Annotated in this window: 20 protein-coding genes; 14 read left to right on the top strand and 6 right to left on the bottom strand. The window is 70.2% G+C overall.

The window, feature by feature from the left end:
- The first annotated feature begins 99 nt into the window (after positions 1–99).
- Positions 100–1,131: an AraC family transcriptional regulator gene (locus tag ACWCPW_RS41085; RefSeq protein WP_449766790.1), complete on the top strand. Its 1,032-nt coding sequence runs from the start codon at positions 100–102 to the stop codon at positions 1,129–1,131.
- Between the two features lie 125 nt (positions 1,132–1,256).
- Here the strand turns inward: ACWCPW_RS41085 and ACWCPW_RS41080 are convergent, their stop codons facing one another.
- Positions 1,257–1,427, bottom strand: coding sequence for an imine reductase family protein (locus ACWCPW_RS41080; protein ID WP_449766726.1), 171 nt, complete (start codon positions 1,425–1,427; stop codon positions 1,257–1,259).
- 816 nt (positions 1,428–2,243) lie between these two features.
- On the opposite strand from ACWCPW_RS41080, the gene ACWCPW_RS41075 reads away from it, so the two are divergent.
- The 5 genes from ACWCPW_RS41075 to ACWCPW_RS41055 are packed head-to-tail and all read left to right on the top strand — an operon-like array spanning position 2,244 to position 7,920.
- Complete coding sequence (locus tag ACWCPW_RS41075; protein ID WP_449766725.1) at positions 2,244–2,870, top strand: hypothetical protein; 627 nt, start codon at positions 2,244–2,246, stop codon at positions 2,868–2,870.
- On the top strand, positions 2,867–4,486 hold the full coding sequence (locus ACWCPW_RS41070) for an amino acid adenylation domain-containing protein (RefSeq protein ID WP_449766724.1): 1,620 nt from the start codon (positions 2,867–2,869) through the stop codon (positions 4,484–4,486). The genes ACWCPW_RS41075 and ACWCPW_RS41070 overlap by 4 nt, the downstream gene beginning before the upstream one ends.
- Entirely contained in the window at positions 4,479–5,315 is an 837-nt protein-coding gene (locus tag ACWCPW_RS41065) for a GNAT family N-acetyltransferase (RefSeq protein ID WP_449766723.1), read from the top strand. Before ACWCPW_RS41070 ends, ACWCPW_RS41065 begins: the two co-directional genes overlap by 8 nt.
- Positions 5,312–6,586, top strand: a complete 1,275-nt coding sequence (locus ACWCPW_RS41060; RefSeq protein ID WP_449766722.1) for an aminotransferase class I/II-fold pyridoxal phosphate-dependent enzyme — start codon at positions 5,312–5,314, stop codon at positions 6,584–6,586. Before ACWCPW_RS41065 ends, ACWCPW_RS41060 begins: the two co-directional genes overlap by 4 nt.
- On the top strand, positions 6,583–7,920 hold the full coding sequence (locus ACWCPW_RS41055) for an MFS transporter (RefSeq protein ID WP_449766721.1): 1,338 nt from the start codon (positions 6,583–6,585) through the stop codon (positions 7,918–7,920). The genes ACWCPW_RS41060 and ACWCPW_RS41055 overlap by 4 nt, the downstream gene beginning before the upstream one ends.
- A gap of 281 nt (positions 7,921–8,201) precedes the next feature.
- Here ACWCPW_RS41055 and ACWCPW_RS41050 read toward each other — a convergent pair whose 3' ends face one another.
- The 4 genes from ACWCPW_RS41050 to ACWCPW_RS41035 are packed head-to-tail and all read right to left on the bottom strand — an operon-like array spanning position 8,202 to position 11,972.
- The gene (locus ACWCPW_RS41050; protein ID WP_449766720.1) at positions 8,202–9,401 is read right to left on the bottom strand and encodes an ABC transporter permease; all 1,200 of its coding nucleotides are present in this window, start codon (positions 9,399–9,401) and stop codon (positions 8,202–8,204) included.
- On the bottom strand, positions 9,398–10,168 hold the full coding sequence (locus ACWCPW_RS41045) for an ABC transporter ATP-binding protein (protein WP_449766719.1): 771 nt from the start codon (positions 10,166–10,168) through the stop codon (positions 9,398–9,400). Before ACWCPW_RS41045 ends, ACWCPW_RS41050 begins: the two co-directional genes overlap by 4 nt.
- Complete coding sequence (locus tag ACWCPW_RS41040) at positions 10,165–11,466, bottom strand: peptidoglycan-binding protein (protein ID WP_449766718.1); 1,302 nt, start codon at positions 11,464–11,466, stop codon at positions 10,165–10,167. The genes ACWCPW_RS41045 and ACWCPW_RS41040 overlap by 4 nt, the downstream gene beginning before the upstream one ends.
- On the bottom strand, positions 11,463–11,972 hold the full coding sequence (locus ACWCPW_RS41035) for a hypothetical protein (protein WP_449766717.1): 510 nt from the start codon (positions 11,970–11,972) through the stop codon (positions 11,463–11,465). The genes ACWCPW_RS41040 and ACWCPW_RS41035 overlap by 4 nt, the downstream gene beginning before the upstream one ends.
- A gap of 206 nt (positions 11,973–12,178) precedes the next feature.
- Between ACWCPW_RS41035 and ACWCPW_RS41030 the strand changes: the two genes are divergently transcribed.
- The 4 genes from ACWCPW_RS41030 (at position 12,179) to ACWCPW_RS41015 (ending at position 16,534) form a co-directional block, all read left to right on the top strand.
- Complete coding sequence (locus tag ACWCPW_RS41030) at positions 12,179–12,832, top strand: response regulator transcription factor (RefSeq protein ID WP_449766716.1); 654 nt, start codon at positions 12,179–12,181, stop codon at positions 12,830–12,832.
- The gene (locus ACWCPW_RS41025; RefSeq protein ID WP_449766715.1) at positions 12,829–14,178 is read left to right on the top strand and encodes a sensor histidine kinase; all 1,350 of its coding nucleotides are present in this window, start codon (positions 12,829–12,831) and stop codon (positions 14,176–14,178) included. The genes ACWCPW_RS41030 and ACWCPW_RS41025 overlap by 4 nt, the downstream gene beginning before the upstream one ends.
- A 555-nt stretch (positions 14,179–14,733) precedes the next feature.
- Positions 14,734–15,405 carry a hypothetical protein gene (locus ACWCPW_RS41020; protein WP_449766714.1) on the top strand — a complete coding sequence of 224 codons (672 nt, stop codon included), beginning with the start codon at positions 14,734–14,736 and terminating at the stop codon, positions 15,403–15,405.
- Between the two features lie 340 nt (positions 15,406–15,745).
- Positions 15,746–16,534 carry a glycoside hydrolase family 16 protein gene (locus tag ACWCPW_RS41015; protein WP_449766713.1) on the top strand — a complete coding sequence of 263 codons (789 nt, stop codon included), beginning with the start codon at positions 15,746–15,748 and terminating at the stop codon, positions 16,532–16,534.
- A 278-nt stretch (positions 16,535–16,812) separates the two neighbouring features.
- Here the strand turns inward: ACWCPW_RS41015 and ACWCPW_RS41010 are convergent, their stop codons facing one another.
- Positions 16,813–18,024 (bottom strand): phosphotransferase, encoded by a 1,212-nt coding sequence (locus ACWCPW_RS41010; protein ID WP_449766712.1) that lies wholly within the window; start codon positions 18,022–18,024, stop codon positions 16,813–16,815.
- A 742-nt stretch (positions 18,025–18,766) separates the two neighbouring features.
- Between ACWCPW_RS41010 and ACWCPW_RS41005 the strand changes: the two genes are divergently transcribed.
- The 4 genes from ACWCPW_RS41005 to ACWCPW_RS40990 are packed head-to-tail and all read left to right on the top strand — an operon-like array spanning position 18,767 to position 22,500.
- A complete protein-coding gene (locus tag ACWCPW_RS41005; RefSeq protein ID WP_449766711.1) occupies positions 18,767–21,112 on the top strand; it encodes a sensor histidine kinase in 2,346 nt (781 codons plus the stop codon).
- Positions 21,109–21,543, top strand: coding sequence for a roadblock/LC7 domain-containing protein (locus ACWCPW_RS41000; protein WP_449766710.1), 435 nt, complete (start codon positions 21,109–21,111; stop codon positions 21,541–21,543). The genes ACWCPW_RS41005 and ACWCPW_RS41000 overlap by 4 nt, the downstream gene beginning before the upstream one ends.
- Complete coding sequence (locus tag ACWCPW_RS40995) at positions 21,540–21,923, top strand: DUF742 domain-containing protein (protein ID WP_449766709.1); 384 nt, start codon at positions 21,540–21,542, stop codon at positions 21,921–21,923. Before ACWCPW_RS41000 ends, ACWCPW_RS40995 begins: the two co-directional genes overlap by 4 nt.
- Positions 21,904–22,500 carry a GTP-binding protein gene (locus tag ACWCPW_RS40990; RefSeq protein WP_449766708.1) on the top strand — a complete coding sequence of 199 codons (597 nt, stop codon included), beginning with the start codon at positions 21,904–21,906 and terminating at the stop codon, positions 22,498–22,500. Before ACWCPW_RS40995 ends, ACWCPW_RS40990 begins: the two co-directional genes overlap by 20 nt.
- The last annotated feature ends 980 nt before the right edge of the window (positions 22,501–23,480 follow it).

Raw genomic sequence — 23,480 nt, 5'->3', positions numbered from 1 at the left:
GAGGAGGCGGAGGAACCCGAGGAAGCCCCGGAAGCCCCGGAAGCCCCGGAAGCCCCGGCCCTTGCACCGGCGACCGGCGAGGTGGCTAGCGTGTCGGGCATGGACCTGCTCGGCGACGTCGTCGCCACCATGCGCACCGGAGTGCCGCGGTCGGCTCGCGCCCAGTGGTACGCCCCGTGGGGGCAGGAGTTTCGCCGCGGCCCCGGCGCGGGCTTCGTCGTCGTGCTGCGCGGCCCCTGCGTACTGCTGCGGCCGGACGTCCCACCCCTCCCACTCGGTGTCGGCGACGCCGTGCTCCTGCCGCACGGCGACGGGTACGCCCTCGCCGAGCACCCGGACAGCCCCCTCGCCGCCCCGACTTGCGGCCCCGACGGCAATCCGGTCGACCCGACGGCCACGGCCGGCCGGCCACACGTGCTCGAAGAGCGCTTCGCCGCACCACCGGCGGGAGACCGCACCGCGCTACCGCCGGGCGCGGCCCCCACGACCGTCACGCTCTGCGGCGCGTATCACCTGGATCGCGCACACACGCACCCGCTGCTCGGCAGCCTTCCCCCGGTCGTGCACGTCCCCGCGCCACCCGGCGGGGCGCCGGGTGGCCACGACGACGGCGCGCGGGCCGGCCTGCGCGCCACCGTCGACCTGCTCGGCGCCGAACTGGATACGGCCCGGCCGGGGACCGGCATCGTCGTCCCGGCCCTGCTGGACGCGATGTTGGTCTACATCCTGCGCACCTGGTTCGCCGAGGCCGCCGCGACCACCTCCGACGCGGTCGGCCACCCGACCCACGGCTGGGCCGCCGCGCTCGCCGACCCGGTCGTCCGCGCCGCGCTGGACGCCGTCCACGACAATCCCGCCGCCCCCTGGACCGTCGAATCCCTCGGTGCTCACGCCGGCCTGTCGCGCGCCGCGTTCTCGCGCCGCTTCACCGCGTTGGTGGGCCGCCCCCCGCTCGCGTACCTGACCTGGTGGCGCCTGACCAGCGCGGCCCGACTCCTGCGGCTCTCCGACGCGCCGCTGGCATCCGTCGCCGACCAGGTCGGCTACGCGTCCGAGTACGCCTTCGCCAACGCCTTCAAGCGTCAGTTCGGCACCGCGCCCGGCCGCTACCGCCACTCCGTCGCCGCCTGAACCCAGCGCCGTGTGCCATCGCACGGCCGATGACCTGCGGCGTTCGGGGCCGGCCGGGGTGCGGAAGTGTTCGATGTGGCGGGCTTGGTCGCCCATCAGCGAGACGACGAACGGGATGCGCCCCGTCACCATGCCGCGTACGCAGCGGGATTGACGCCGGCCGTGCCCACCAGGGCCACCGCGTGGTGGAAGCCCGCGAGCGTGCCCCGGATCACACCGAACAGCGCCGTGCCGTACACCGGCGCCAACGCCGGATCCGCGCCCAGGTGTGCGGAGTTCCCCAGGCCCGCCCGCACCGACCGGTGTGTGGTGAAGGCCTCGGCGGGGCCGCTGAAGACTGCCGGGACTCGGCGTCGAACGAGGCATCGCGGATGGACCGGGTGTGCGCTCGATGAGCCATTGATCTGCGGATATACCGAAGCGCCGCCGAAGTACCGTGGTTCCACGGATGACTTACCGCGAACCGCCTCCCAACGTCTGTGATCGACAACGAAACCTTGCCGTTCGGGAGCCGCGGCCGACCGTCCCCGGACGGGCCCGCCACCTGCTCGATGATCACGTGACCGGGCGTGCCGTGTGTGGGAAGCCGCGAGCCGCGTGCCGCGAGCGGCGAGCGCCGTGTGGCGTGGCTCACCCGAAGGGCGCGGCGTTCCCGAGCCAAGAACCCGCTATATGCCCATTCACCGCGAGTGACGCTACTCCTCAGGCCGAGAAATAATTACGCCAGTCGATCTTCCCACCACTTGTCCGACGTGCAAATATTTCAAAAGAAATTGCGATCCGGCGAGCGCAGTTCACCCTCCGAAGTCTCCACGACAAGGAAGAATGTTTCTTCGGCGCCACCGGACCTGCATCGAGGCAGTCGATCCACTCGTTCCGAAAATGAATGCGCAATCCCCTTGTGAATTCTCCGGACCTTGATACGGGTTTGCTCGCAGGAGTATGGGATTTCGCATCGCAGTCACGAGGCACCTCCGTCATGCGCAGTCGCCTCGCGAACGAAAGGCGCGATCATTTCGATCGAAACAGTGTCGCTCGGATCGAGCGACATATTAAGCATCGAAGCATCGGTCCTCCATACGGGGACTTTCCTTCCCCCGCCGTTCGGGGCCATGCTCGACAGGGTCGTGCTTCCTGCTGCTCAGGGATTCATCGGCGAAGAACGCACCATGGTCGCGGAATATCTGACCACGAACCGTGATCGCAAATATCGCAGCCTCATCGCGATCGGCGACGCCAGTCGGCAGTACCAGGACATGGCCCGGCGTCTCGGGTACCACTACGTCTGCGTCGATCCGCACCTGGAGCCCGGACTCGCGGGTCGAGCGCCCGCCGGCGAGCCGGATCCGGGCGGATTGCTCCTGCGTCGGCGACTCGACACCGTGCGACCCGAGCATCTCCCCGTCGGTCCTGCGGTCTGGATATTCCACTTCAACGTCTTCCCGTATCTGGATGCCACATTGGACACCCTCACCGAACTCTGTGCCGCAGACGATCTCATCGCCATCGCCACATGGAGCAAAACGGCGGAGGCGTCCGAAAAGCGCGCCGTCTACGACCGGTGTCTGGAACGCCACACGCGGAACGATGCCGCACAGCCCGCCGAATCCTCACTCACTCGCCGCCGCGTATCGGTCGCCTTGCCGCCGCATCGCAATCACACAACGCTGCGCGGGCGCTACGTCGACGTCCGGATGCTCGATGTGGTGCCCGAAACCGACCGGGAGTTCCACCGATGAGCGACAGCGCCAGGACCGTTTCCCGCCTCCTGCACGAGTATCTCGCCGAACCGGCACGGGAAACACCCGATGCGGTGGCCGTCCGCCATGAGGACGGGACCACTCTGACATTCGGCGAATTGGACGCCCTGTCCAACCGCTGGGCCCATCATCTGGTGGATGCCAAACGCGCCGCCCGAAAGGAACGCCCGTACGTGGGCGTACTCGCGACTGTCACACCGTGGTCCATCGCGGCCGTGTTCGGCGCTCTCAAAGCCGGCTACGCCTATGTGCCCCTGGACGAACGCAGCCCCACCGCCCGGCTGCGGGGAATCGTCGACCAGGCCGGCATCGACGTTCTGATCGCCGAGCCGGCCGTCCTCGACCGCCACCGGGAGCTACTCGACGCCCCCGGCCTCGAACATGTCACGCTCTGCGCCCCGGGTGCCTCGCCCGCCGGCACGCACGGTTTCGATGTGATCGCGAAGCACAGCGCCGCCCCGACGCAGCGCCGGGTAGTGGACGAAGATCTGGCGTATGTCCTGTACACCTCCGGCTCCACCGGGGTTCCCAAGGGCATCATGCTGACCCACCGCGCGGCATGCGCATTCGTCGACTGGATGCGCAAGGAATTCGAGCTCACGGCCGACGATGTCGTGATGTCCCGCGCGCCCTTCCGGTTCGACCTGTCCGTCTTCGACGTCTTCGACACCATCGCCGCCGGCGCCACGCTGGTCACCTTCGACTGGGAGCGCGACCGCCCCGGAGACGCGAGGCATCGGGCGTACGTCGACCTGTTGACGACCTCACGCGCGTCCATTCTCTACACCACGCCGTCCACGTTCGTGACGCTCATGAACCGAGGCGGCCTGGGTGAGTCGCCCACCGCGCTGCGCACCGTGATGTACGCCGGGGAGCCGTTTCCCACGCCCCAACTGCGAGCCCTGGCCGAGGTCTTGCCCGGAGTACGGATAGCGAACATCTACGGACCCACCGAGACCAACATCATCACGTGCCAATGGGTGGGGGAGCACCACCTGCTCACCGACGCGCCCATTCCGCTGGGCGTGGAAGTCGACAACGTCGAGATCATCCTCGTCGACGAAGCCGGGAGACTGTGCGGTCCCGGCGAGCTGGGCGAGCTGTGGTGTAGAGGCGCCACCAACACGATCGGCTATCTGGGCGAGCCGGACAAGACCGCGCGGCAGTCGGTGCTCAGCCCCTTCCACGCGGCGCCGGCCAGGTTCTGGCGCACCGGCGATCACGCGGTTCGCGACCACGACGGGATACTGCACTACCGGGGTCGACGCGATCACATGGTCAAGGTGAACGGGTTCCGCGTCGAACTCGGCGACATCGAGGCAGCGGCCGTCGCGCACCCGGCCGTCCAGTCCTGCGTCGCGCTGCCCGTCCCCTCCGACGACCCGCTCCTGGGCACTCGCATCCGCGTCTACTACACGACGCCCGACGGCAGCCCTCTCGCCGCCGCGCCGCTGCTCGCGCACCTGGCCGACCGCCTGCCGGCACACATGCTGCCCGAGACCGTCCGACACCTGCACGACATGCCGTTCACCTCGTCCGGCAAACCGGACCGCCAGTTGCTGGCGGAACTCGATCGGGAGGCGACGCATGCCTAGCCCACCGACCGCACACGCCGCCATCCGGGCGAACAACCTCGTGTGGTGGTGTCTGTACTACGACGAACTGCTCGACGACGAGGCATACCAACTCACCCACCTCGCGGACGCCGACGCCTTCTACAACTGCGCCCAGGCCGTGTCCGATTCCGGCGACCACACCTTCGGGGCCGTCGAGGACTTCTATCGCCGGCGGGACATGGTCCCCGCCCTCTACACCGATCCGGACCAACCGGACGACCTGCCGAGCCGAGCCCGTGCGCACGGCTACGCGCCCGTCCCCGCCGAGGACGAACTCTGGTTCGGGTACGACCTCACGGACGACACCGCGTTCGAGCGCCCGGATCACGACGTCCTGCGTGTCGAACCCGATCGGGTGCGCATCCTCGAGATCGACCCGCACGGTCGCGATCTGGACACCTTCATCCGCATCAACGGCGACAACAACGATCTGTCCGCGTCCGTTCGGCGTCGGCTGGCGAACAATCTCACGCGCCGCCGGCTTCGCGGTGTCGAACTCACCCTCCTGCTGGTGACCCTCGACAACGAGCCCGTCGCCACCGGCGCCATGGGGTTGTGCCGGGACATGGCATTCATCTGCGAGTCCGCCACCGAACCACGCGCCCGGCGGATGGGCATCTACTCGGCGCTCCTGCGTCGACGGCTCGAAACGGCCCGCGAGTCGGGCGCGCGACACGCGTACCTGACCACCGCGTTGGACGCCCAATCGGGACCCGCCGCCCTGAAGCTCGGCTTCGAGCAGGTCTGGCGGCGCGAGTACCTCCGGCAAACCCGGACCGACAACCGATCGTTGAGGAAGACAATATGAGCAGCGCCATCGACACGATGATTTCGGCGAGCGTCCGCGAGAGCCGTCGGGCACTCATCGGAGGCCTCTTCGACACCGTCCGGCAGTACGACGTCACGGCTCAGGGCATCGACGGCCGGCGTATCCGGGTCGACGAGGACCACTGGGTCGTGGATTTCGCGTCCTGCAACTACCTGGGTCTGGATCTGGATCCGGAGATGACCGCCACGGTCGCGGAATCGGTGGCGCGCTGGGGCGTGCATCCGAGCTGGTGCCGCCTGGTGGCCAGTCCGCGCCTGTACGTGGACCTCGAGGAGCGGCTCGCCGATCTCATGGGCACGGAGAAGACGCTCATCCTGCCCACGGTCACCCTGATCTCCATCGGCGTCATACCGGCCCTCGTGGGTCGCACGGGCGTCATCCTCCTGGACAAGTCCGGGCACGAGACGATGTACGAGGGCGCGAAGATCGCCCGGGACAACGGCGCGAAGCTCGTCAGCTTCCGCCAAGGCGACTTCGAGCGGCTCCGCGAACTCCTGCACGAGCACCGTGACAACCCCCGCAAACTCATCCTCGTCGACGGCGTCTACAGCATGACCGGCGACTACGCCGACATGCGGCGGTTGTCCGCCCTGGCCGCCGAATACGGCGCGGTGGTCTACGTGGACGACGCGCACGGCTTCGGGGTCGTGGGGGAAAAGCCGGACGAAAGCGCCCCGCTCGGCCGTGCCGGCAACGGCATCGTGCGCCACTTCGACAGTGGCTACGACAACGTCGTGTACGTAGGCGGCTGCTCCAAGGCGTACTCGTCGCTCGCCGCCTTCGTCGCGTGTTCCGCCCCCATGCAGAAGTTCATCAAGACGTTCGCCACCCCCTACGACTTGTCCGGTCCGTCACCGACCGCCTCATTGGCGACCCTGTGGTCCGGGCTCGACATCAACGAGCGCCGCGGCGACGTATTGCGGGACCGGCTGTGGCAGCTCACCGACAAGGCGCTGGTCGGGTTGCGTCACCTGGGCTTCACGGTGGACAACACCAGCGGTTTCCCGATCCTGTCCGTCGTCATCGGCGACAGCGACGTGCTGGTCGACACCGCGAATCGCCTCTTCGCAGCGGGCATTCTTGTCACCGTCTGCCCCTACCCGATGGTCGAACAGGGCAGTGAAGTACTGCGGATCACCATCACGGCGGCCAACACCGACGCCGAGGTCGATCACCTCCTGCACGCCTTCGGTGAGATCCGGAACCATCTCGCCGAGGTGATGCCGTCGGCTCTCCGTCTTCCGGAATGACCGAGCCCGAACCGGTTTCGGTTCCGGCGGGACCGGCCGGACCGGCGGCGGCAGCACAGCCGCCGCCGGTCCCGGGCTATCGGGACCTCATTCGCGTGGGCGACCTGGGGGCATTGATCCTCGTGGTCTTCCTCGGGCGATTCGCCGACGCCGCGTCCCACGTGGCCCTGCTGTTGTTCGCCCTGGAGCGGTACGACTCCCCGGCGTTGGCCTCGGTCCTGCTGTGCTGTCGCCTCCTGCCGGGACTGCTCGTGAGCCCCTTCGCCGGAGCCTTCCTGGACCGCGGCGAACCGGTACGCCTGATCGGCGTCGACCTGGCGGTGGCCTGCGCGGTCACGCTGGCGATCCCCTTGGCGAGTCGACACCACCTGCTCCCGGTCGTGCTGCTCGTCATGCTGGTCTGCGTCGCCTCGTTGACCAGCCCGTTCACGAACGCGGGCCTGCGTTGCCTGGTCGTGACGAGAGTGCCGAAACCCCTGTGGGAACGGGCCAACGGGGTCGACAGCGCAACCTACGTCACGGCGTTGATCGGCGGCCCCGCCGCCGCGGGTGCGCTCACCGCGTGGATGGGCGCCCGGTCCGCCCTGCTCATGATCGCCATCCCCCTGGCCGTGGGCGCCGGCATCGCCCTGTCCCGGCCGGCCGGCCCGCGACCCGCGCCCCCGAAGGTCTCGCTGCTCGAGGACGCCCGAACCGGAGTCCGATACCTCCTGCGGCATCGACGGCTGCGCAATCTCGCGATCGTCGTCTGCGTCCTGAACATCGCCAACGGAATCCACGAGGTCGTCATCCCGATCGCGCTGGTGACCCGGAGCGGCGGCGCGGCGATGGTGGGTGTGTTCCTGGGCATTGCCGGCGTGGCCGGCATCGTCGCCGGGTTGATCCTCGGGCGCCTGGACACCAGCGGACGTGAACCGCTCCTCCTGGCCGGGGGCATGGCAGTGGAGGCGGTGGGCCTGGCCGTGCTCGCGACCGGGCAGTCCACGATCATCGTCGTCACCGGGCTCGTGGCCGTCGGCGCCTCGGGCGGGATCTTCGACGTGGCCTTCCTAACGCTGCGACAGCGCCTGACCGACCCCGCGATGTCGGGACGCGTCACGACCGTGTCCTCCGCCGTCAACCTGAGCGGGGCTCCTCTCGGCTCGCTCCTGGCCGCCCCCTTGATGGGCAGTTCCGCGCATCACACGTCCACGGCCCTGCTCGCCGCCGCGGGGATCAGCGTGGCCGCCGCATGCCTGGTGCCCCTCCTCATCGGCCGAGGCGACGGAGAGGGTCCGGACGCGTACGCACTCGCGCCGCCCGGCACGAACGCCGAACCCCGCGAGGGCGCGTGACGCCGGGACGAACGCCTCGCGACGCCCGACGCGAACCGCGGCCACCGCGTCGGGCGCCCGGCATCCGCCCGGCCACGACAGGGCACGTCGCCGCGCACCGGGACAAGGGCGTCGGCCTCGAAGCCCAACGCTCGCTCCGACCTTGTCTTCAACGTGTCCGTCCGGGCTTGATCCCGACAACCAGGCATCAGCAAGGTGGTGCACGGTGTGGTTCACGGTCCGCGGTCCCCGCGGCCCGACCGGGTGGCCCGCCCGGTCGGGCCGCGTTCCCGGGCCACCGCTCAGGCCGTTGCCAGCGCCTCCGTCGGGGGCAGCCGGGCGGCGCGGGCCGCCGGATACCAACCGGCGACGGCGCCGACGACGGCGGCTGCGGCGACCGCGCCGGCGAGTGCGGCCATCGGTACGGTCCACGGCTGATCGCGCACCGTCGCGTACCCGTAGGTCGCGCCCGCGCCGAGTACGACCCCGGCCAGGCCGCCGGCCCCGGACAGGCAGACCGCCTCGGTCAGGAACTGGTGGCGGATCTGGCCCCGGTGGGCGCCCAGAGCTCGGCGCAGGCCGATCTCCTGGCGTCGTTCGAGAACGGCCACGACCATGGTGTTGGCCACACCGACGCCGCCGACCAGGAGCGCGACCGCACCGAGGGCGAGCAGCAGCGAGGACAGCGTGTCCTTCGCGGCGAACCGCGCGGCCAACGCGTCGGACGGACGGCTGACGCGTACCTCGTTAGGGCGTCCCGGTGCGACGGAGGCCGCGAGCAGGTCGCGTACCCGTTCGACGTCGTCCTCGCGGGCGCGTACGTACACCGTGGTGGGTCGGCCGTCGAAGCCGAGATGCGTGCGCGCCGCCGCCCAGCCCACGAGCGCGGAGCGGTCGATCTCCGGGGCCAACGGCACCGGTCGCAGGATGCCGACGACCGTGAACCACTGTTCGCCCAGCCAGACGCGGCCACCGGGCACGTCCACCGCGAGACGTTCCGCCGCCGCGGAGCCCAGTACGACGGCGGGAAACGCTCCGACCGCCGGATCGAGTCCGCGGCCGGACCGCAACTCGGCGCCCAGCACGATCGGCAGATCATCGCGCGCGGCCACGATGCCGATCCCGCCGGTGATGTCGCGGTCGACGCGGTCGGTGCGGCGTACGGTCGCGGTGACGCGGCCCGTGGCGGAGGCGCCCTCCACGGCCGACATCCGCTCGACCATCGCGTCCGCGTCCGGCGGCAGCGCGGACTCCTCGCCGAACACGGTCTGCCCGGGGGCCGCCGTCAGGAGGTTGGTGCCCAGGGCGCGGATCCGCTCCAGCAGCGCGGCCTGGCCGGAGGCGCCGATCCCGACGACGGCGACCATCGCGCCGATCCCGATCGCGATGCCGAGCGCGGACAGGACCGCGCGCAACCGTCGGCCGCGCAGGCCGGACACACCGACCAGGAGCGCGTCGGCGAGGGACAGACGCGCGGGGGTGGGCAGCGGCGTACCGGTCATCGGGCACCCCCGTCGGTCGAGGCCCGGTCGCGGGCGGGGCCGCGGCCGGGACCGGGACGGGTGTCCGCCTCGATCGTGCCGTCGCGCAGCTCGACCCGTCCGGGCAACGAGGCGGCCAACTCCCGATCGTGGGTGATGACGGCCACCGTCGTGCCCGCCGCGTTGAGTTCGCGCAGCAACTCGACGATGCCCCGGCCCGACACCGTGTCGAGGGCCCCGGTGGGCTCGTCCGCGAGCACGATGGCCGGTCGGGCGACGAGGGCGCGGGCGATCGCCACACGCTGGCGCTCCCCGCCGGACAACTCGCCCGGCCGATGCGCCATGCGCGCGGCCAACCCGACCCGGGTCAGCGCCCGCGTCGCGGCCGCGCGTCGGGCGGAGGCCGAAACGCCCTGGTACAGCAGGCCGGTGGCCACGTTGTCCAGGGCGCTGTCGTACGGGGACAGAAAGAACTGCTGGAAGACGAAGCCGATCGTGCGCGCGCGAAGGGCCGACAGACGACGGTCGTTCAGCCGCGCGATGTCGTGGCCGAGCACCTCGATGCGGCCGGCCGTGGGTCGGTCGAGGGTGCCCATGAGGTGCAGGAGTGTCGACTTGCCGGATCCGGACGGGCCGACGATGGCCAGGAGTTCGCCCCGGCGGATGGTCAGGTCGGTCGGGGCGAGCGCCACCAGGCCGCCGGGGTAGACCTTGGAGACCCGCCGGAGGTCGAGGACGGTCGGTCGTCGGTCGTGGGACGGCGTCGGGGCACCGGGTGCGGCGGTCACGACACCGGCACCCGCACCTTCGTACCCGCCGCCAGCCCTTCACCCGACACTTCCACCCGGTCGCCCGCGTACAGGCCGGTGCGGATCGGGACCGTGCGCAACACTCCGTCGGCGCCCACGAGTTCGAGCCCGTACCCGGCCCCGTCGGGTAGCGCGACGAGTGCGTTCACCGGTACCGCGAGCACCTGTGGCCTGGTTTCGGTGGTGATCCGGACGGTGACCGGCGCGCCGTCGAGCACGCCCGCGTCCTGGGGGCGGTCGAGGGCGATCTCGATCGGCAGCTTCGGGTCGGTCGACCCGCCTCGACCGCCGCCGCCCCCGCCGTCCTTGTCCTCGGGCTTCGCCGACAGGACCGTGCCGACCTTGGACACCGTGCCGTCCGTACTCCGATCACCGGGCAGGACGACGGTGACCTTCACACCGTCGTGGACCAACGTCTGCCGATCGACCGGAAGTTCGACCGTAACCACGCGACGGGTACTGGTGACCGCGGCGATCTCGCCCTGCGCCGGTGCGCCGAGCGCGGCTTTCACGGCGCCCACGCGAACCGCGTCGGGCTGAATCGAGACGTCCGACGGAAGAATGCGACCGGTCTCGGGCAGGTGGAGCGCCTTCTGCCATCGCTTGATCGCCTCCGCGGTCCCGTCGGTGAACCTGTCGTCCACCCGGAGCGGCCCGGCGAACCCGAGGGCGGACAGGTTGCTTTCGAGCAGCCGCACGTCGGCACCGTCGCTCATCCCGGCGTGCAGGGGCCGCCACAGTGGGGCGTCGCCGTACAGGAGGGGGATCGGGGCACCGTCGACCGCGTAGAGGGGGTCACCACGTTGGACCTGCTTGCCCGGGATGGGAAGGGCGGTGAGGGTGCCGGGGCCGGTGGGGGTGTCGGGGGGATCCGCGTTGCCTTTGCCGTCCTTTTCGCCTTTCCCGTCCCTGTCGTTCGTGCCGTCCTTGCCGTCCGTGCCGTCCTTGCCGCCGGATCGGGGGTCCTGGGTCCGTCCCGGCGCGTACACCACCGCCGCCCCCGCGTACGCCAACGCACCGTCGAGTCGCAGTGACACCGACAGGTCGGTGCGCGTGATCGCCACGGTCGGACCCGGCTTCGCGGTCGTCGGACCGGCCGAGCCGCCGCTCCAGTCGCGGCCGGCCAGGGCCGCCGTACCCAGCCCGATCACGGCGAGCGAACCCACCCCGACGAGTGCCGCGCGCCGTCCCCGGCGGCGACGCGGCGGGTGCGGGACCGAGGGGTCCATGGTTTCGAGGGGGCTGGTGTTGCCGTCGTGGGGAGTCGTGTCGGTCACTTGGGCTGCGCTCCCTGCGGGGCGCCCGCACCCGAGCCGCAGTCGCCCATGACCTTGTCGAGCTTGGCGCGGTCGCCGGTGAGCGGGATGCTCAGGCCCTGTCCCGGCTGAGGATCCGGGACGTCGATGCCGCCCGCGCGCAGGCACTGGGCCAGTTTCAGCGCGTCGTCCTGGGTCTTGGCGTCGTCGGTGACCTGCCGGCCCGCCCCGGATACGGGCATGAACCGTGCACAAGCCTTGAGCGCGGCCTCGGTCGCGGCGTCCGGTGCGCCGGCGATCGCCGAGCCGTCCGTCCCCGGCTCGGGGTCGGCCATGTCGACGCCGTGCTCGCGCATACAGGCCGCGTACTTCAGCGCCAGGGCGTGGTTCTTGTCCCCGCTCTCGACGCCGACCCTGTCGTCGTCGTTCCCGCCGCCGTCGCCGCATCCGGCGAGCAGCAACACCGTTGCGCCGAGGGCCGCCACGGTCAGGGTGGTTCGCCGTGGACGTGCGTTGCGGACCTTCACGTGCGCCTCCTTGTCGTCGAGGCCGACGGGTGCCGACCTGCATGGATCCAAGGAGTACGCGGCGGGCTGTTACACGGGGCGCTCGGCGACCCTTACACGCGTGTAACACCGCATGGGATAGGACGGGCCACACGTGGCCACACGTGGCCACACGTGGCCACACGTGCGACACGGCAGGCCGCGATCGACCGACGAAGGGCAACGACGTGCGCGTACTGATCGCCGAGGACGAGGAGACCCTCGCCGACCTGGTCGCCGACGGGCTGCGCCGGCAGGGCATGGCCGTGGACGTCGTGTACAACGGCGACGACGCGATGCAGGCGCTCGACCTGTACGGCTACGACGTCCTGATCCTCGACCGCGGCCTGCCCGGCACCCACGGCGACCGGATCTGCGGCGACCTGGCGGCCCGCGGAACGCCCACCCGCATCCTCATGCTCACCGCCGCCGACGCCCTGCGCGAACGAGTCCAGGGCCTGGAGCTGGGCGCGGACGACTATTTGACGAAGCCCTTCGAGTACCCCGAACTCGTGGCCCGGGTACGGGCGTTGGCCCGCCGTAGCGGCCCGGCGGCCAGCCCCGTCCTGGAGCGCGGCGGCATCGTCCTGGATCCGGCGCGGCGCCGGGCCTGGCGACAGGAGCGCGATCTGCGGCTGACACTCAAGGAGTTCGGCGTGCTCGAAGTGCTTCTGGCGGCACAGGGCCGACCGGTCGGCGCCGAGGAACTACTGGAGAGAGTCTGGGACGCGAACGCGGACCCCTTCTCCGGCACCGTGCGCGTCACGATGAGCCGGCTACGCGCGAAGCTCGGTTCGCCGCCGCCGATCATCACGGTGCCGGGGCTGGGGTATCTGCTGTGAGGGGTGGGGGATGGGCGTGGTCGTCGCGGGGGCGAGGATGGCCGGGAGCGCAGCCCTCCGCGTCGGCTTCGGGCGGGCGCGGCGCATGGCAGCGGCTTCGTCGGCCGACCGCGCGGGCGCGGATCGCGCTGGCGTTCGGTGCCGCGTTCGCGCTCCTCGGCGGCCTGCTCCTGGGCGCGGTCTACGTGCTGTCCTGGCTCGGCACGCGGGCCGGTACCTCACGCCTGGTGAACGAGGCGGCGGGCGCGGCGGCTCAGCCGGTTTCCGCGGGAGGGGCGGCGGGGATCGGTACCGCGCCGGGAACGGTCCCGTACCCTGTCGGGCCGGGGCAGGCCACGATCACCGAGTCGGCCACCGGGCAGCGGCTGCGCGACCTCGGCGACAGTGTCGGTCGGGCCGCGTCCCGACAGCAACTGGAGTGGTCGCTCCTGGCGTTGCTGATCACCGTCGTGCTGGCGGTGGCCGTCGGCTGGTGGACGGCGGGTCGGGCCCTGCGCCCGGTCCACAAGATGACGGCCACGGCCCGGCGGATCTCCGCGAACAACCTGCACGAACGCATCGCCCTGGCCGGCCCCCGGGACGAACTCGGCGAACTGGCGGACACGTTCGACGAACTGCTGACGCGGCTGGATGCCGCGTTCGACTCCCAGCGTCGCTTCGTTTCGCATGCCTCGCACGAGTTGCGCACCCCGCTCGCGGTACAGCGTGCCGCGATCCAGATCGGCCTGGAGAACCCCGACGCACAGTCCCTTCCCCAGGTCAGGAATCAACTGCTGGCCGCCAACCGGCGCAGCGAGCAACTCATCGAGGGCCTGCTCTCCCTGGCTCGCAGCGATCTGGGGCCGGAACGCCTCGACCCGGTCGACTGGGCCGCGGTCGTGGGCGAGCAACTGGCCGAATGCGCCCGGGAAGCGCGCCTGATGGGGATCACGATCCAGCATCGGGTGTCACGGGTGTCGGTGCTGGGCGACGCCGTACTCCTCGGCCAACTCGTCGGCAATCTGCTGCGCAACGCCATCCGGCACAATCACACCGACGGCCGGGTCGACGTCAATCTCGGACCTGCGGGTCTGGTGGTACGAAATACCGGCCCGCTGCTTGAACCGGCCGTCGTTCCGGAGCTGTTCGAGCCGTTTCGTCGCATACCACGCCCGCGTCGCGGACTGCCGGGCCGTCCCCTCACGCCGCGACCGCGCGACCCGGAGCCGGAGGGCATCGGCCTGGGCCTGTCCGTCGTACGCTCGATCACCACCGCCCACGGGGGTACCGTCACCGCGCACGCCAACCCCGACGGAGGGCTCACCATCGAGGTGGCGCTGCCGGAAGCGGCCGCCCAGGGCCGGTGAGGTGGGCTACGCCCGGATCGTGAACGGCCGGGGAGGATTCGGCCCGGATCCCAACGGGCGCATCCGAGTTCGCCTTCGGCGTCGGGTTCGCCGCCTGCCCCGCCTCGCTTGTGGCGACTCGAGATGCGGTTCCCGCCCGGGTCGCCGCAGGTGGAGAGTTCGGGACAGTAGCGACGAGAGTGCCGATTCGGGCCGACTGCCGTGGGAGTGACCGGACTTGCTCAAACGATCCGGCATCGGGCAGTGGGGTTGCGGTGCCCCCCGACCTTCGTGCAATGCTCTGCGGGTCGCCCCGGCCACGCCCCGCTCATCGCGTCCCAAAAGAGGCCAAGTCCCTTGCTGTGTATCGCATTCGCCATGCCCTGCCGCGTGCTTTCGAGCACGTCGGCCGTGCGGCGTGCGGTGCTCGTGCTGTTGTTCGCGGCAGGTGTGGTGTTGCTCGGGTGGGTGCTTTCGGACCAGGCACGGGCCGCGGAGGCACCGGTCGACACGGTCACCGAAACGGTCGTCCGGATCGACGACCCGACCGACTCCGTCGTGGGACGCGTCGCCGACGTGTTGCCCGAGGTCAGGCCCGGCAAGGCCGCCGTGGTGTCGCCGAAGCCGGGTGTCGCCGATGCGTTGCCGCAGGGCACGCCCGGTAAGCCCGGCCTTGCGTTGCCGAAGGTTGTGACGCTCGACGTCGAGCGCGTCACGGAGCGGTTGCGGGAATCGGTGATTCGCCCGCTGGTGCGCGACCTGGCCGATGATCTGCCCGAGGTCCTGCCGGCGAAGCCGACCGACCCGCGCGGTGAGACGGTCGAACCGCCTCCCGCTTGGGCGGACGACGCGGAGTTCGCGCCGCTGTCGAGCGAGATCGCCACGTCGTCGATCGAGCTCACGACCACCCCCGCGACGGTTGCATCGCCGACGCACCCGTCGGCCTCTTGGGCTGATCCGTCCGCGCTGGGCCACGAGTCCTCGACGGCCGTCCGCGCCGACGCCGAGCGCGGCGCGACGGCGCCCGTCGCGCATGACGCGGATTCGCCCCGCAGGCAGTCGCCGCACGGGTCGGCGGCGCCCGGCGACGCGGTTGTCGGCTCCGCGCATCGCGGTGGCGACACCGCGGGCGTCCCGGTGCCGGCCACACCCGTCGCTCCGGCACACCTTGTACCCGTGCAGGGTTCGGGCACTCCCGTCGCCCAGCCGATCGACCGGCGTGAAAAGGTCTCGGTCTCTCCCGCCTGACACGACTCCTCCCCGCTCGGCCGTGATCGGTCCGACCCGGCTCACCCCGTGATCGATGCCGTCGCCGGTGCCGTTGGCGCCCGTGGCCCGGCCTCGATCGGGTGACCCCTTCTCCCGACGCCGGTGGGCGACGGGTCCTGAACCCAGGTCTCCGACCATCCATCCGGCTCCGACCATCCCGCTTCGACAGGCGGTTCGCGGCCCCGGGCGGCAAGGCCCGGGCCGCGGACCCCCGCGAGCCGGCACCCGCAGTCGACGGCCCCACGGTCCGGCGGCGTTGCGACGAGACACAACCCGTGGAAGCCAGAGTTCGAAGCCACACGATACGAAGGAGCCCCAAGTGTCGAAATCCGGCCGGATCGCATTGTCGGTCCTGATCGCCCTCGTCACGAGCGGAACAGCGGCTCGGGCCGATGCGGCCACCCCCGCGAATGACCCCGTCAAGGTCGGTCAAGCGCCCCTGTGGACCGAGGAGTTCGATGCACCGATCAGCTCGGAGGCGCGTTGGGTCGGCGACCGGAGCAGCGCCTACCGATACGGCGACCACAACCCCGACGACAACAAGCTCGACTGGCTGGACCGCTCGAACGTGAGCGTGGAAGGCGGGATCGCCACGTTCCACGCACGCCCCGGGGCACACGACCTGGAGAACGGCAAGCGCGCGTGGTCCACCGGGCTGCTCACCACCGAGGGTTCCGCGGAGGGCTTTCGAGTGCGGACCGGCGACTACGTCGAGACACGGGTGCGGATGCCCTCCGGTGACGGAGCCTGGCCCGCATTGTGGACGTGGCAGGACGGCGGCAACGAGATCGACTCGTTCGAGTACCACCCCGACAACCCGAACCTGCTGGAGCTGACCAACCACGTCCGGCCGAGTCAGCGTTACCACACCGACGCGGGCGCGATATCTCCCGGCGAATGGGTGACCATCGGCACGAAGTACGGGGCGGAGTCGGTGGATTGGTACGTCAACGGCGTCAAGGTCTTCGCGGACGGCACCGGCGTGGGGACGTCGTGGTCGGCCTACCTCATCCTGAACCTGTCGGTCTGTTCCGGTGAGTACCACCCCGCGCCGGGCAAGGACGATCCGCTCACGTTCGCCGCCGACTACGTTCGCGTCTACCGGTAGGCACGCCCGGCCTCGCGAAGCCCCACCGCGCCCACCGACCCGGTCCTCGCGTACCGAGTCCCGAGGCAGCCGGAGTTCCGATACCGCGGTGGGGCTTCGCGGCCCGTGTCCCTTCGAGGTCGACGATGCCCGGATCCGTGCGTCGGTCATTGCGGCGCCGGCGGATTCGCGGGCGAGGTACCCGCGCTGCGCGAGTTCGGCCTCCGGCGGCTGTCCCGCCCGCGTTCACCCCCGGCGTCGTCCGGTCCGACCGATGCCCGTCGAGAAGGGGCGACGGGTCACCGGTCGATGGTGTCCAGCGCGTCGAGTGAGTCCAGGTCCACCAGGGCGTTGGTCGTGCGTTCGATGATGCCGAGGCTGGTCTCGGACGGTTGCATCTTCGGTTGGAGTGGGCCGCGTCCGATCGTGTACAACCAGGCGAAGCAGGGATAGAACGTCTGACGACGGTAGGCGAGCCACGCGGCGTCGAAGTCCGGTGCCTTGACACCGGCCGCTTCGAGCTTCTCCAGGTACAGGCTCAGCAGATCCTTCTCCCAGCTACGCCGGTCCTCCACCGCGAGGGCGGTGGTGACGGTGTAGGTGTAGTCGAAGGCCCAGTTCCCCCGCATGACGACCTGCCAGTCGGTGAAGCCCATCCGGCCGGCGGAGGTGAGGTATGTGTTGCCGACATGGCCGTCACCGTGCAAAAGGGTCTGCGGGCCCTCGTCGGCGACTCGAAGCGACGCTTCGAGCCCTTTGTAGAGAGCGTCGAACAGGGGTGTCAGCGCGTCCGGGATCACGGCTGCGGCCCGTTCGGTGCCGACCTTGGAGCGCTTCCGCATCTGAATCAGCCGATCCAGATTGTGGAAGTGATCACTGGGTTGCTTCAACCAGGAGGCGTGCTCCGCGAGTTCGGGGGCCTCCCAGTAACGCGCGTGCCAGGTGGCCATGCTCGCGACCAGGTCCTCGATCTGCGGGCGCGAGATGGGCGTTCGGGGCGTGCAGAACGTGGCTCCCTTGGTCTCGCCGAGGTCCTCCATCAGCACGATCGACCGGCCGGACGCCTTGTCGGCCGCTCCGTGGTATCCATGCGGCGCCTCGATGTCGAGATCGTTCCGCAGGTACTTGAAGAACCCGGGTTCTCCTTCGAGGACATCCGCCAGGCCCAGCGTCAGGCGCTGGGTGAAGGAGGCGGTGGTCTTCGCGAAGAGTGTCTCCGGTAGCCCGGCCCGGCCGCCCGCCTCGTTGTACGTGATGTGGATGCGCAGGCGGGTGGACGTACCGCTGGTCGCGTCCTCGACCCGGAACGACTCGATCGCCGTGCCGGGGTGCCCGTCACACAGGACCGCCGCCAACCATTCCCGGGTGATCTGTCGGCCGGAAACCGGCACATCGGCCGGTCCGTTCACACGTGGCGACGTGATTCGCTCGAGGAGGTAGTGGCGGCCGTAGCGCATGACTCCCTTGGCCATGTCGAGGGCGGGACTGCCGGCGTGTGTTCGGGGTGCCATGAGCGTCCTTGGGGAGATCGGGTCGGGCTGATGCCGTGCTGGGCGGGCCGCGTCGACAGCGGGACGACGACCGGGTCATTGCGGTCCACGCGGCGGATGTGAAGGGACCGTCGGACAACGGGACTTCGCCGCGACCGCGCACCCTGCGGCAACGGCCGGCCGGAAATCGACTCACGATCCGCCGGATCGGGGCAACCGTGGCCGAGGGCTCCACCGGGGACGCGCAAGGGGTGCGGTCGGCCCGCGACGCCGTGACCGAGCCCGTCCGTGAACCGGCCCGAAGCCACGCTGTGGCCCCGGGCGTTCGCCACGTCGGCGGCAGACTATCCAGAACATCCCATCGAAAAAACGCAGAGGTACGAAATGCGCTGGCGCTGTCCGAAACACGAACGCTGTGGCTCAAATGTGGCGCGTCGCCACGCGCCTGTGATCAACTTTGCCGGCAGGCGCCAGGGGTTATCCACACGGCCCCGCGGCTTCGGCTTGCGACGCGGTACGACGACGAGCCCGGTTCTTCCAGAGGAAGGACAGCCTGCCCGAGGCATGGACAACCGTACGGGGGCGGTGCGACACGACCCCCGCGCCCATCCGGGTTCACGACGTCGGACAGCGGATTCGCGACATGTCCATGGCAGCTCGGCAACCGCCCTAGCCCCACGAAGAGAGCATGAACCTACTCAATCGGGCGCACGGCCCGCGGAACCGAACCAGGCGCCGCGCGTCGATCCGCACGCTTCTGATAGTGCTCACGGTCATCCCCTCCCTGACGTTGTTGCTGTTGTGGGGCTTCACAACGCAGCGCTTGTGGAAACAGAGCGACAACCTCAACAACCAGTACAAACTGTCGCAACGGGCGGGGTTCCCCACGCTCCTGGTTCTGGGGGCGCTGCAGCAGGAACGGCGGCTCAGTGCCGCGTGGCTCACCGCGCCCGACGATCCGCGATCCTTCGAGGCCCTCAAAACCCAACGGACGCAGACCGATGCGGTCGCGGCCCGATTCGAGACCCTCGCCCGGAAGGGATTGCCGGACTCGCTCGGCGACGTCCGGCGACACGCCAACACCATCCGCAGTGCGCTGTCGCTGCTGCCGGAGGCGCGCTCCCGCATCGATGCCCGCCAAGGAGGGCAGACCGACCTGCTGCGCTTCTATGACAACGGCGTGAATCTGCACGTCACGATGTTCAACGCGTTCACGTATCTCGACGACGGCCCGTTGGTCTTCCTGTCCCAGATGCCGGTCAACGCCTTCCGCGCCGACGAGATGCTCGCGCGTGAAGACGTGCTGCTGATGTACTCGCCGAGGAACGGCGTCATGCCCGCCGCGGAATACGCCGAGTTCCTCCAAGTCGTGGGCAGTCGACGCACGTTGTACGACCAGATGCTGACGTTCACGCCCAAGGACCTTCGAGACGCGTTCGTCGCGATCACCAGGACTCCCGCCTGGGAGCGGATGGTCGCCGCCGAAAACGCGATGATGACCGCGCGTCCGGTCGTCTCCGCGAAGGAGCAAGGGTTCACCGTCCCGGTACGGACCGCCGAGTGGCGCGCGGCCATGGACGAAGTCAACGCGGCGCTCGACCGGTTCGCCAATCAAACAGCGCTGCGGGCCAACGGCGTCAACAAGGACCGGGCCGACGAACTGGAGCTCACCGCGCGGCTGGTGGCGGTCCTCGGACTCCTCGCGGTGGTTGTCGTCGCGGTTCTCTGCTGGCGCATCACCCGCTCGCTGCGCCGCCGACTGCTCAGCCTCCGGTCCGCGACCGTGGAACTCGGCGAGGAACGCCTGCCCATCGTCGTCGAACGGCTCCGCCGCGGGGAATCGATCGAGGAAGCCCGCGCGGCTGCGGGTGGCGCGGAACTTCCCTATGGAAACGACGAGATCGGCCAGATCGCACACGCGTTCAAGGCGACCGAGCGGGTCGCTCTCGACAGCGCCGAGCAACTCGCCCACGAACGGCAGGGCTACGCCAAGGTCTTCTACAACGTCGCCCTGCGCACCCAGTCCCTGATCAGTCGTCAGCTCAGCGAACTCGACGGCATGGAACGACGCCACCAGGATCCGGACGTACTCAAGGACCTGTTCACCCTCGACCACCTCGCGACCCGCGTCCGCCGGTACGAAGAGAACCTCGTCATCCTGAGCGGACACCAACCGCGGCGGCGGTGGAGCAAGTCGGTACCGGTGATCGACGTCGTGCGCAGCGCGCTCGGCGAAATCGAGGACTACGAACGGGTGACGGTCACCGCGGACGCCGCTATCGCCCTCGCCGGTCCGTCGGTGGGAGCGGTGGTCCACCTCCTCGCGGAACTGGTCGAGAACGCCATTTCCTTCTCGCCGCCGAAGACGCCCGTGCAGATCCGTGCGTCCAGCGCCGCCAAGGGCGTCGTGATCGAGATCGAGGATCGTGGTCTCGGCATGTCCGACGCCGAATTCGACGCGATCAACGCCAACTTGGCCAACCCGGCCCCGTTCGAGGTGGTGGCGCTCGCGAAGGACGTGCGCATCGGCCTGTTCGTCGTCGCTCAGCTCGCCGCGCAGCACGACATCACGGTGACCCTGCGGAGTTCGCCCTACGGAGGGACCCTCGCCATTGTGTTTCTCTCCGGGGAAAGGAACGTCGAACCGTCGCCCGAACAGGGTGACGACGAGGCCGGCCACCGCGAGGAATCGGTGCCCGAACCGAGCCGCGCCCGGGCCGAGATCGACAGCGCCGAGTCGTCCCAGGAGGTCCCGGAGACGGTGATCGAACCGCCCGCCCCGCCGCGGCAACAGACCGTCACCGTGATGCACGCGCGGGGCGAGGGGGAACGGCCCTCGGGGCGCAGACCGCTACCCCGGCGGGTACCCCAGGCGGACCTGCCCGCACCACTGCGAGGGGAGGCCCCCGTACCGGAACCGGCGAAGGAGCCACGCGAGTCGTCCCCGAGATCCCCCGAATCGGCGGCCGCGATGGTCAGCGCCTTCCGGACCGCGTCCGAACGCGCCCGAGCGGGACACCAGGCCGCACAAGTAGTCCAGACGGACGCCGCGCCGGCGCCGGACGGAGATCCGATCGACAGCACATCGGCGATTGAGGAACCACGATGAGCCAGCCCACGACCGCCACGAACAGCCGACTCGACTGGCTGCTGACAGACCTGGTCAAGCGCGTCCCGCGGACCAGGCACGCCGTCGTCCTGTCCGAGGACGGCCTGATGATCAGCCAATCCGAGACGTTCGGACGCGACGACGCGGAACAGCTCGCCGCCGCCACCTCGGGACTGCAGAGTCTGGCGCGGAGTATCGGACGGGGGTTCCGGGGCGGAGCCGTCTCCCAGACGCTCATCGAGATGGAGGACGCCTTCCTCTTCGTCACCTGTGCCGGGCGCAGCGCACATCTGGCCGTACTCGCGGACAGCGACGCGGACGTCGGCATCGTGGCCTTCGAGATGAACACCCTGGTACAGAAGGTCGGTGAATTCCTCGGCACGGCGCCTCGGGACGACGCCGACGATCCGTCGAGAGGTGGGCATGGGTGACCGACCTCACCGAGCCGGCCTGGGATGACGAGGCCGGACCGCTGGTCCGCCCCTTCACCCTGACGAAAGGACGCACCCGGGCCGCCCGCGACGACCTGACACTCATCACCTTGGTGACGACCGTCGAGAAGGACGCCGAAGGAGCCGCGGAACGCCGGGAGTTGTACCCGGAGCACATCGCGATCCTGCGCATGTGCCGTGAGCCCCAGGCCGTCGCGGAGATCGCCGCGCGCATCGACCTGCCGGTCAGCATCACGAAGGTGATCATCGACGACCTGTTCGACGCCGGACACGTCCACGTCCGGCCACCGGTCGCCATGGCCCGGACCCCCGACATCGAAATACTCAGGAAAGTGCGTGATGGTCTCCGCAGACTATGACACGGGCGGCGGGAGCGTCCCCGCGAACGCAGCCGCCGTCAAGATCCTCGTATCGGGCGGCTTCGGCGTCGGCAAGACGACACTTGTCGGCTCGATCAGCGAGATCCCGCCGTTGCGCACCGAGGAGGTGATGACCTCGGCCAGTGCCTGTGTCGACGACCTCGAAGGCATCGAGGAGAAGGTCACCACCACGGTCGCACTCGACTTCGGTCGTATCACCGTCAACGACGACCTCGTGCTCTACCTTTTCGGCACACCGGGCCAAGAGCGCTTCTGGTCCATGTGGAACGACCTGGCGGTCGGTGCGCTCGGCGCGGTCGTCCTGGTCGACTCGCGTCGGCTGGGTACCAGCTTCGGCAGTATCGACTTCTTCGAACGCCGCGGCATTCCCTTCGTCGTGGGGATCAACAACTTCCACGGCCGGATGGAGTACACCGAGGAAGAGATTCGCGAGGCCCTGAGCCTGAATCCCCGGGTGCCGAGCATGGTCTGTGACGTCCGCCGCCGGGATTCCTGCCGTGACCTGCTGCTCACCTTCGTCGAGCACATGCTGGTCGAGGCCGGCGCCCCCGGGTAGGCTGCCGCGACGGCTCCGCCTGCCCTCCGAAGTCCTCGGACGGCAGGCGGAGCCGCGTGCGGACGAGCGCGAGCAAACGCGCCCGAGCAAACCCGAGCAAACCAGCCCGCGCAAACCAGCCCGCGCAAACCAGCCCGCGCGCCGCGGCGTGCGCCGGCCGCGAGGTGGCGGTCGCGGGCCCGCCTGCCTGCATCGCCTGCGGACCCTTCGGCGATCGTCGCGCACGGCGCGGCCGGCGCCCGAGGGGAGGGGCGGCCGGCCGCGGCGCGTCGACGGGGACGTTCGGGCCCACACGCGAACACACCGCGACACCACCCACGATCACCCGCGCGGGCGGCCGCTCGCCGCGCCGCGCCGGACCCGGGACGCGCGTTCACCCGATGGGGCGTGCCGGGCCCTCGCGACCGCGATGCCCGATCCGGGATTCGTGTGCCCGACGCGGGTGCCGGGCGTGGCGCGGTGACCGCCGGGGTCAGGCCGGGCCGCGCAGCATGGGGAGCAGGACCTCGTCGACGACGGACACCACGAATTCGTCGGTGAGTTCCGCCGGGGCGGTCAGGTTTTGGTAGGTGACCACGGCCGGGCCGACGCGGGCGGTGAGGGGGGGGTCGCCGAGCCGGGGACGACGACCGGGAGAACACGGCGGGCGTACGTCATCCCCGTGCAACCCGAAGCGTGGCTGCGGCGTGACGTTTGTGGATGCTCGCGTCGAGAACCCGGCGTCGGCAGCCGACACGGCAACTGCCCACGGCGTCACGACGATCGCGGAGTCGGCCCTCGGCCGGCTCACCGAGCGAGCGTTCTCGCCGGAACCGGCGGCGGCCGATCCGGCGCGCACCCGCCCGCCGGCGCCGACGCCTGTCGACGTCGACGCCTGTCGACGGGGGGCGCCCCCGGCGGGGGGGGCGCGGGGCGCGGGGGGGGGGGCGGGGCCGCCGGATAGAGTTTTTTTCGCTTTTGATCACAACCAAACGGGGGTG

The organism is Embleya sp. NPDC001921 (assembly GCF_053594475.1).
This window is presented reverse-complemented; position numbering and strand designations above follow the sequence as displayed.

Coding starts and splice junctions, on each gene's coding strand:
- ACWCPW_RS41055 (WP_449766721.1), top strand. CDS start 6,583: ATGACCGAGCCCGAACCGGTTTCGGTTCCGGCGGGACCGGCCGGACCG.
- ACWCPW_RS40990 (WP_449766708.1), top strand. CDS start 21,904: ATGGTCTCCGCAGACTATGACACGGGCGGCGGGAGCGTCCCCGCGAAC.
- ACWCPW_RS41060 (WP_449766722.1), top strand. CDS start 5,312: ATGAGCAGCGCCATCGACACGATGATTTCGGCGAGCGTCCGCGAGAGC.
- ACWCPW_RS41050 (WP_449766720.1), bottom strand. CDS start 9,401: ATGACCGGTACGCCGCTGCCCACCCCCGCGCGTCTGTCCCTCGCCGAC.
- ACWCPW_RS41000 (WP_449766710.1), top strand. CDS start 21,109: ATGAGCCAGCCCACGACCGCCACGAACAGCCGACTCGACTGGCTGCTG.
- ACWCPW_RS41065 (WP_449766723.1), top strand. CDS start 4,479: ATGCCTAGCCCACCGACCGCACACGCCGCCATCCGGGCGAACAACCTC.
- ACWCPW_RS41070 (WP_449766724.1), top strand. CDS start 2,867: ATGAGCGACAGCGCCAGGACCGTTTCCCGCCTCCTGCACGAGTATCTC.
- ACWCPW_RS41075 (WP_449766725.1), top strand. CDS start 2,244: ATGCTCGACAGGGTCGTGCTTCCTGCTGCTCAGGGATTCATCGGCGAA.
- ACWCPW_RS41085 (WP_449766790.1), top strand. CDS start 100: ATGGACCTGCTCGGCGACGTCGTCGCCACCATGCGCACCGGAGTGCCG.
- ACWCPW_RS41010 (WP_449766712.1), bottom strand. CDS start 18,024: ATGGCACCCCGAACACACGCCGGCAGTCCCGCCCTCGACATGGCCAAG.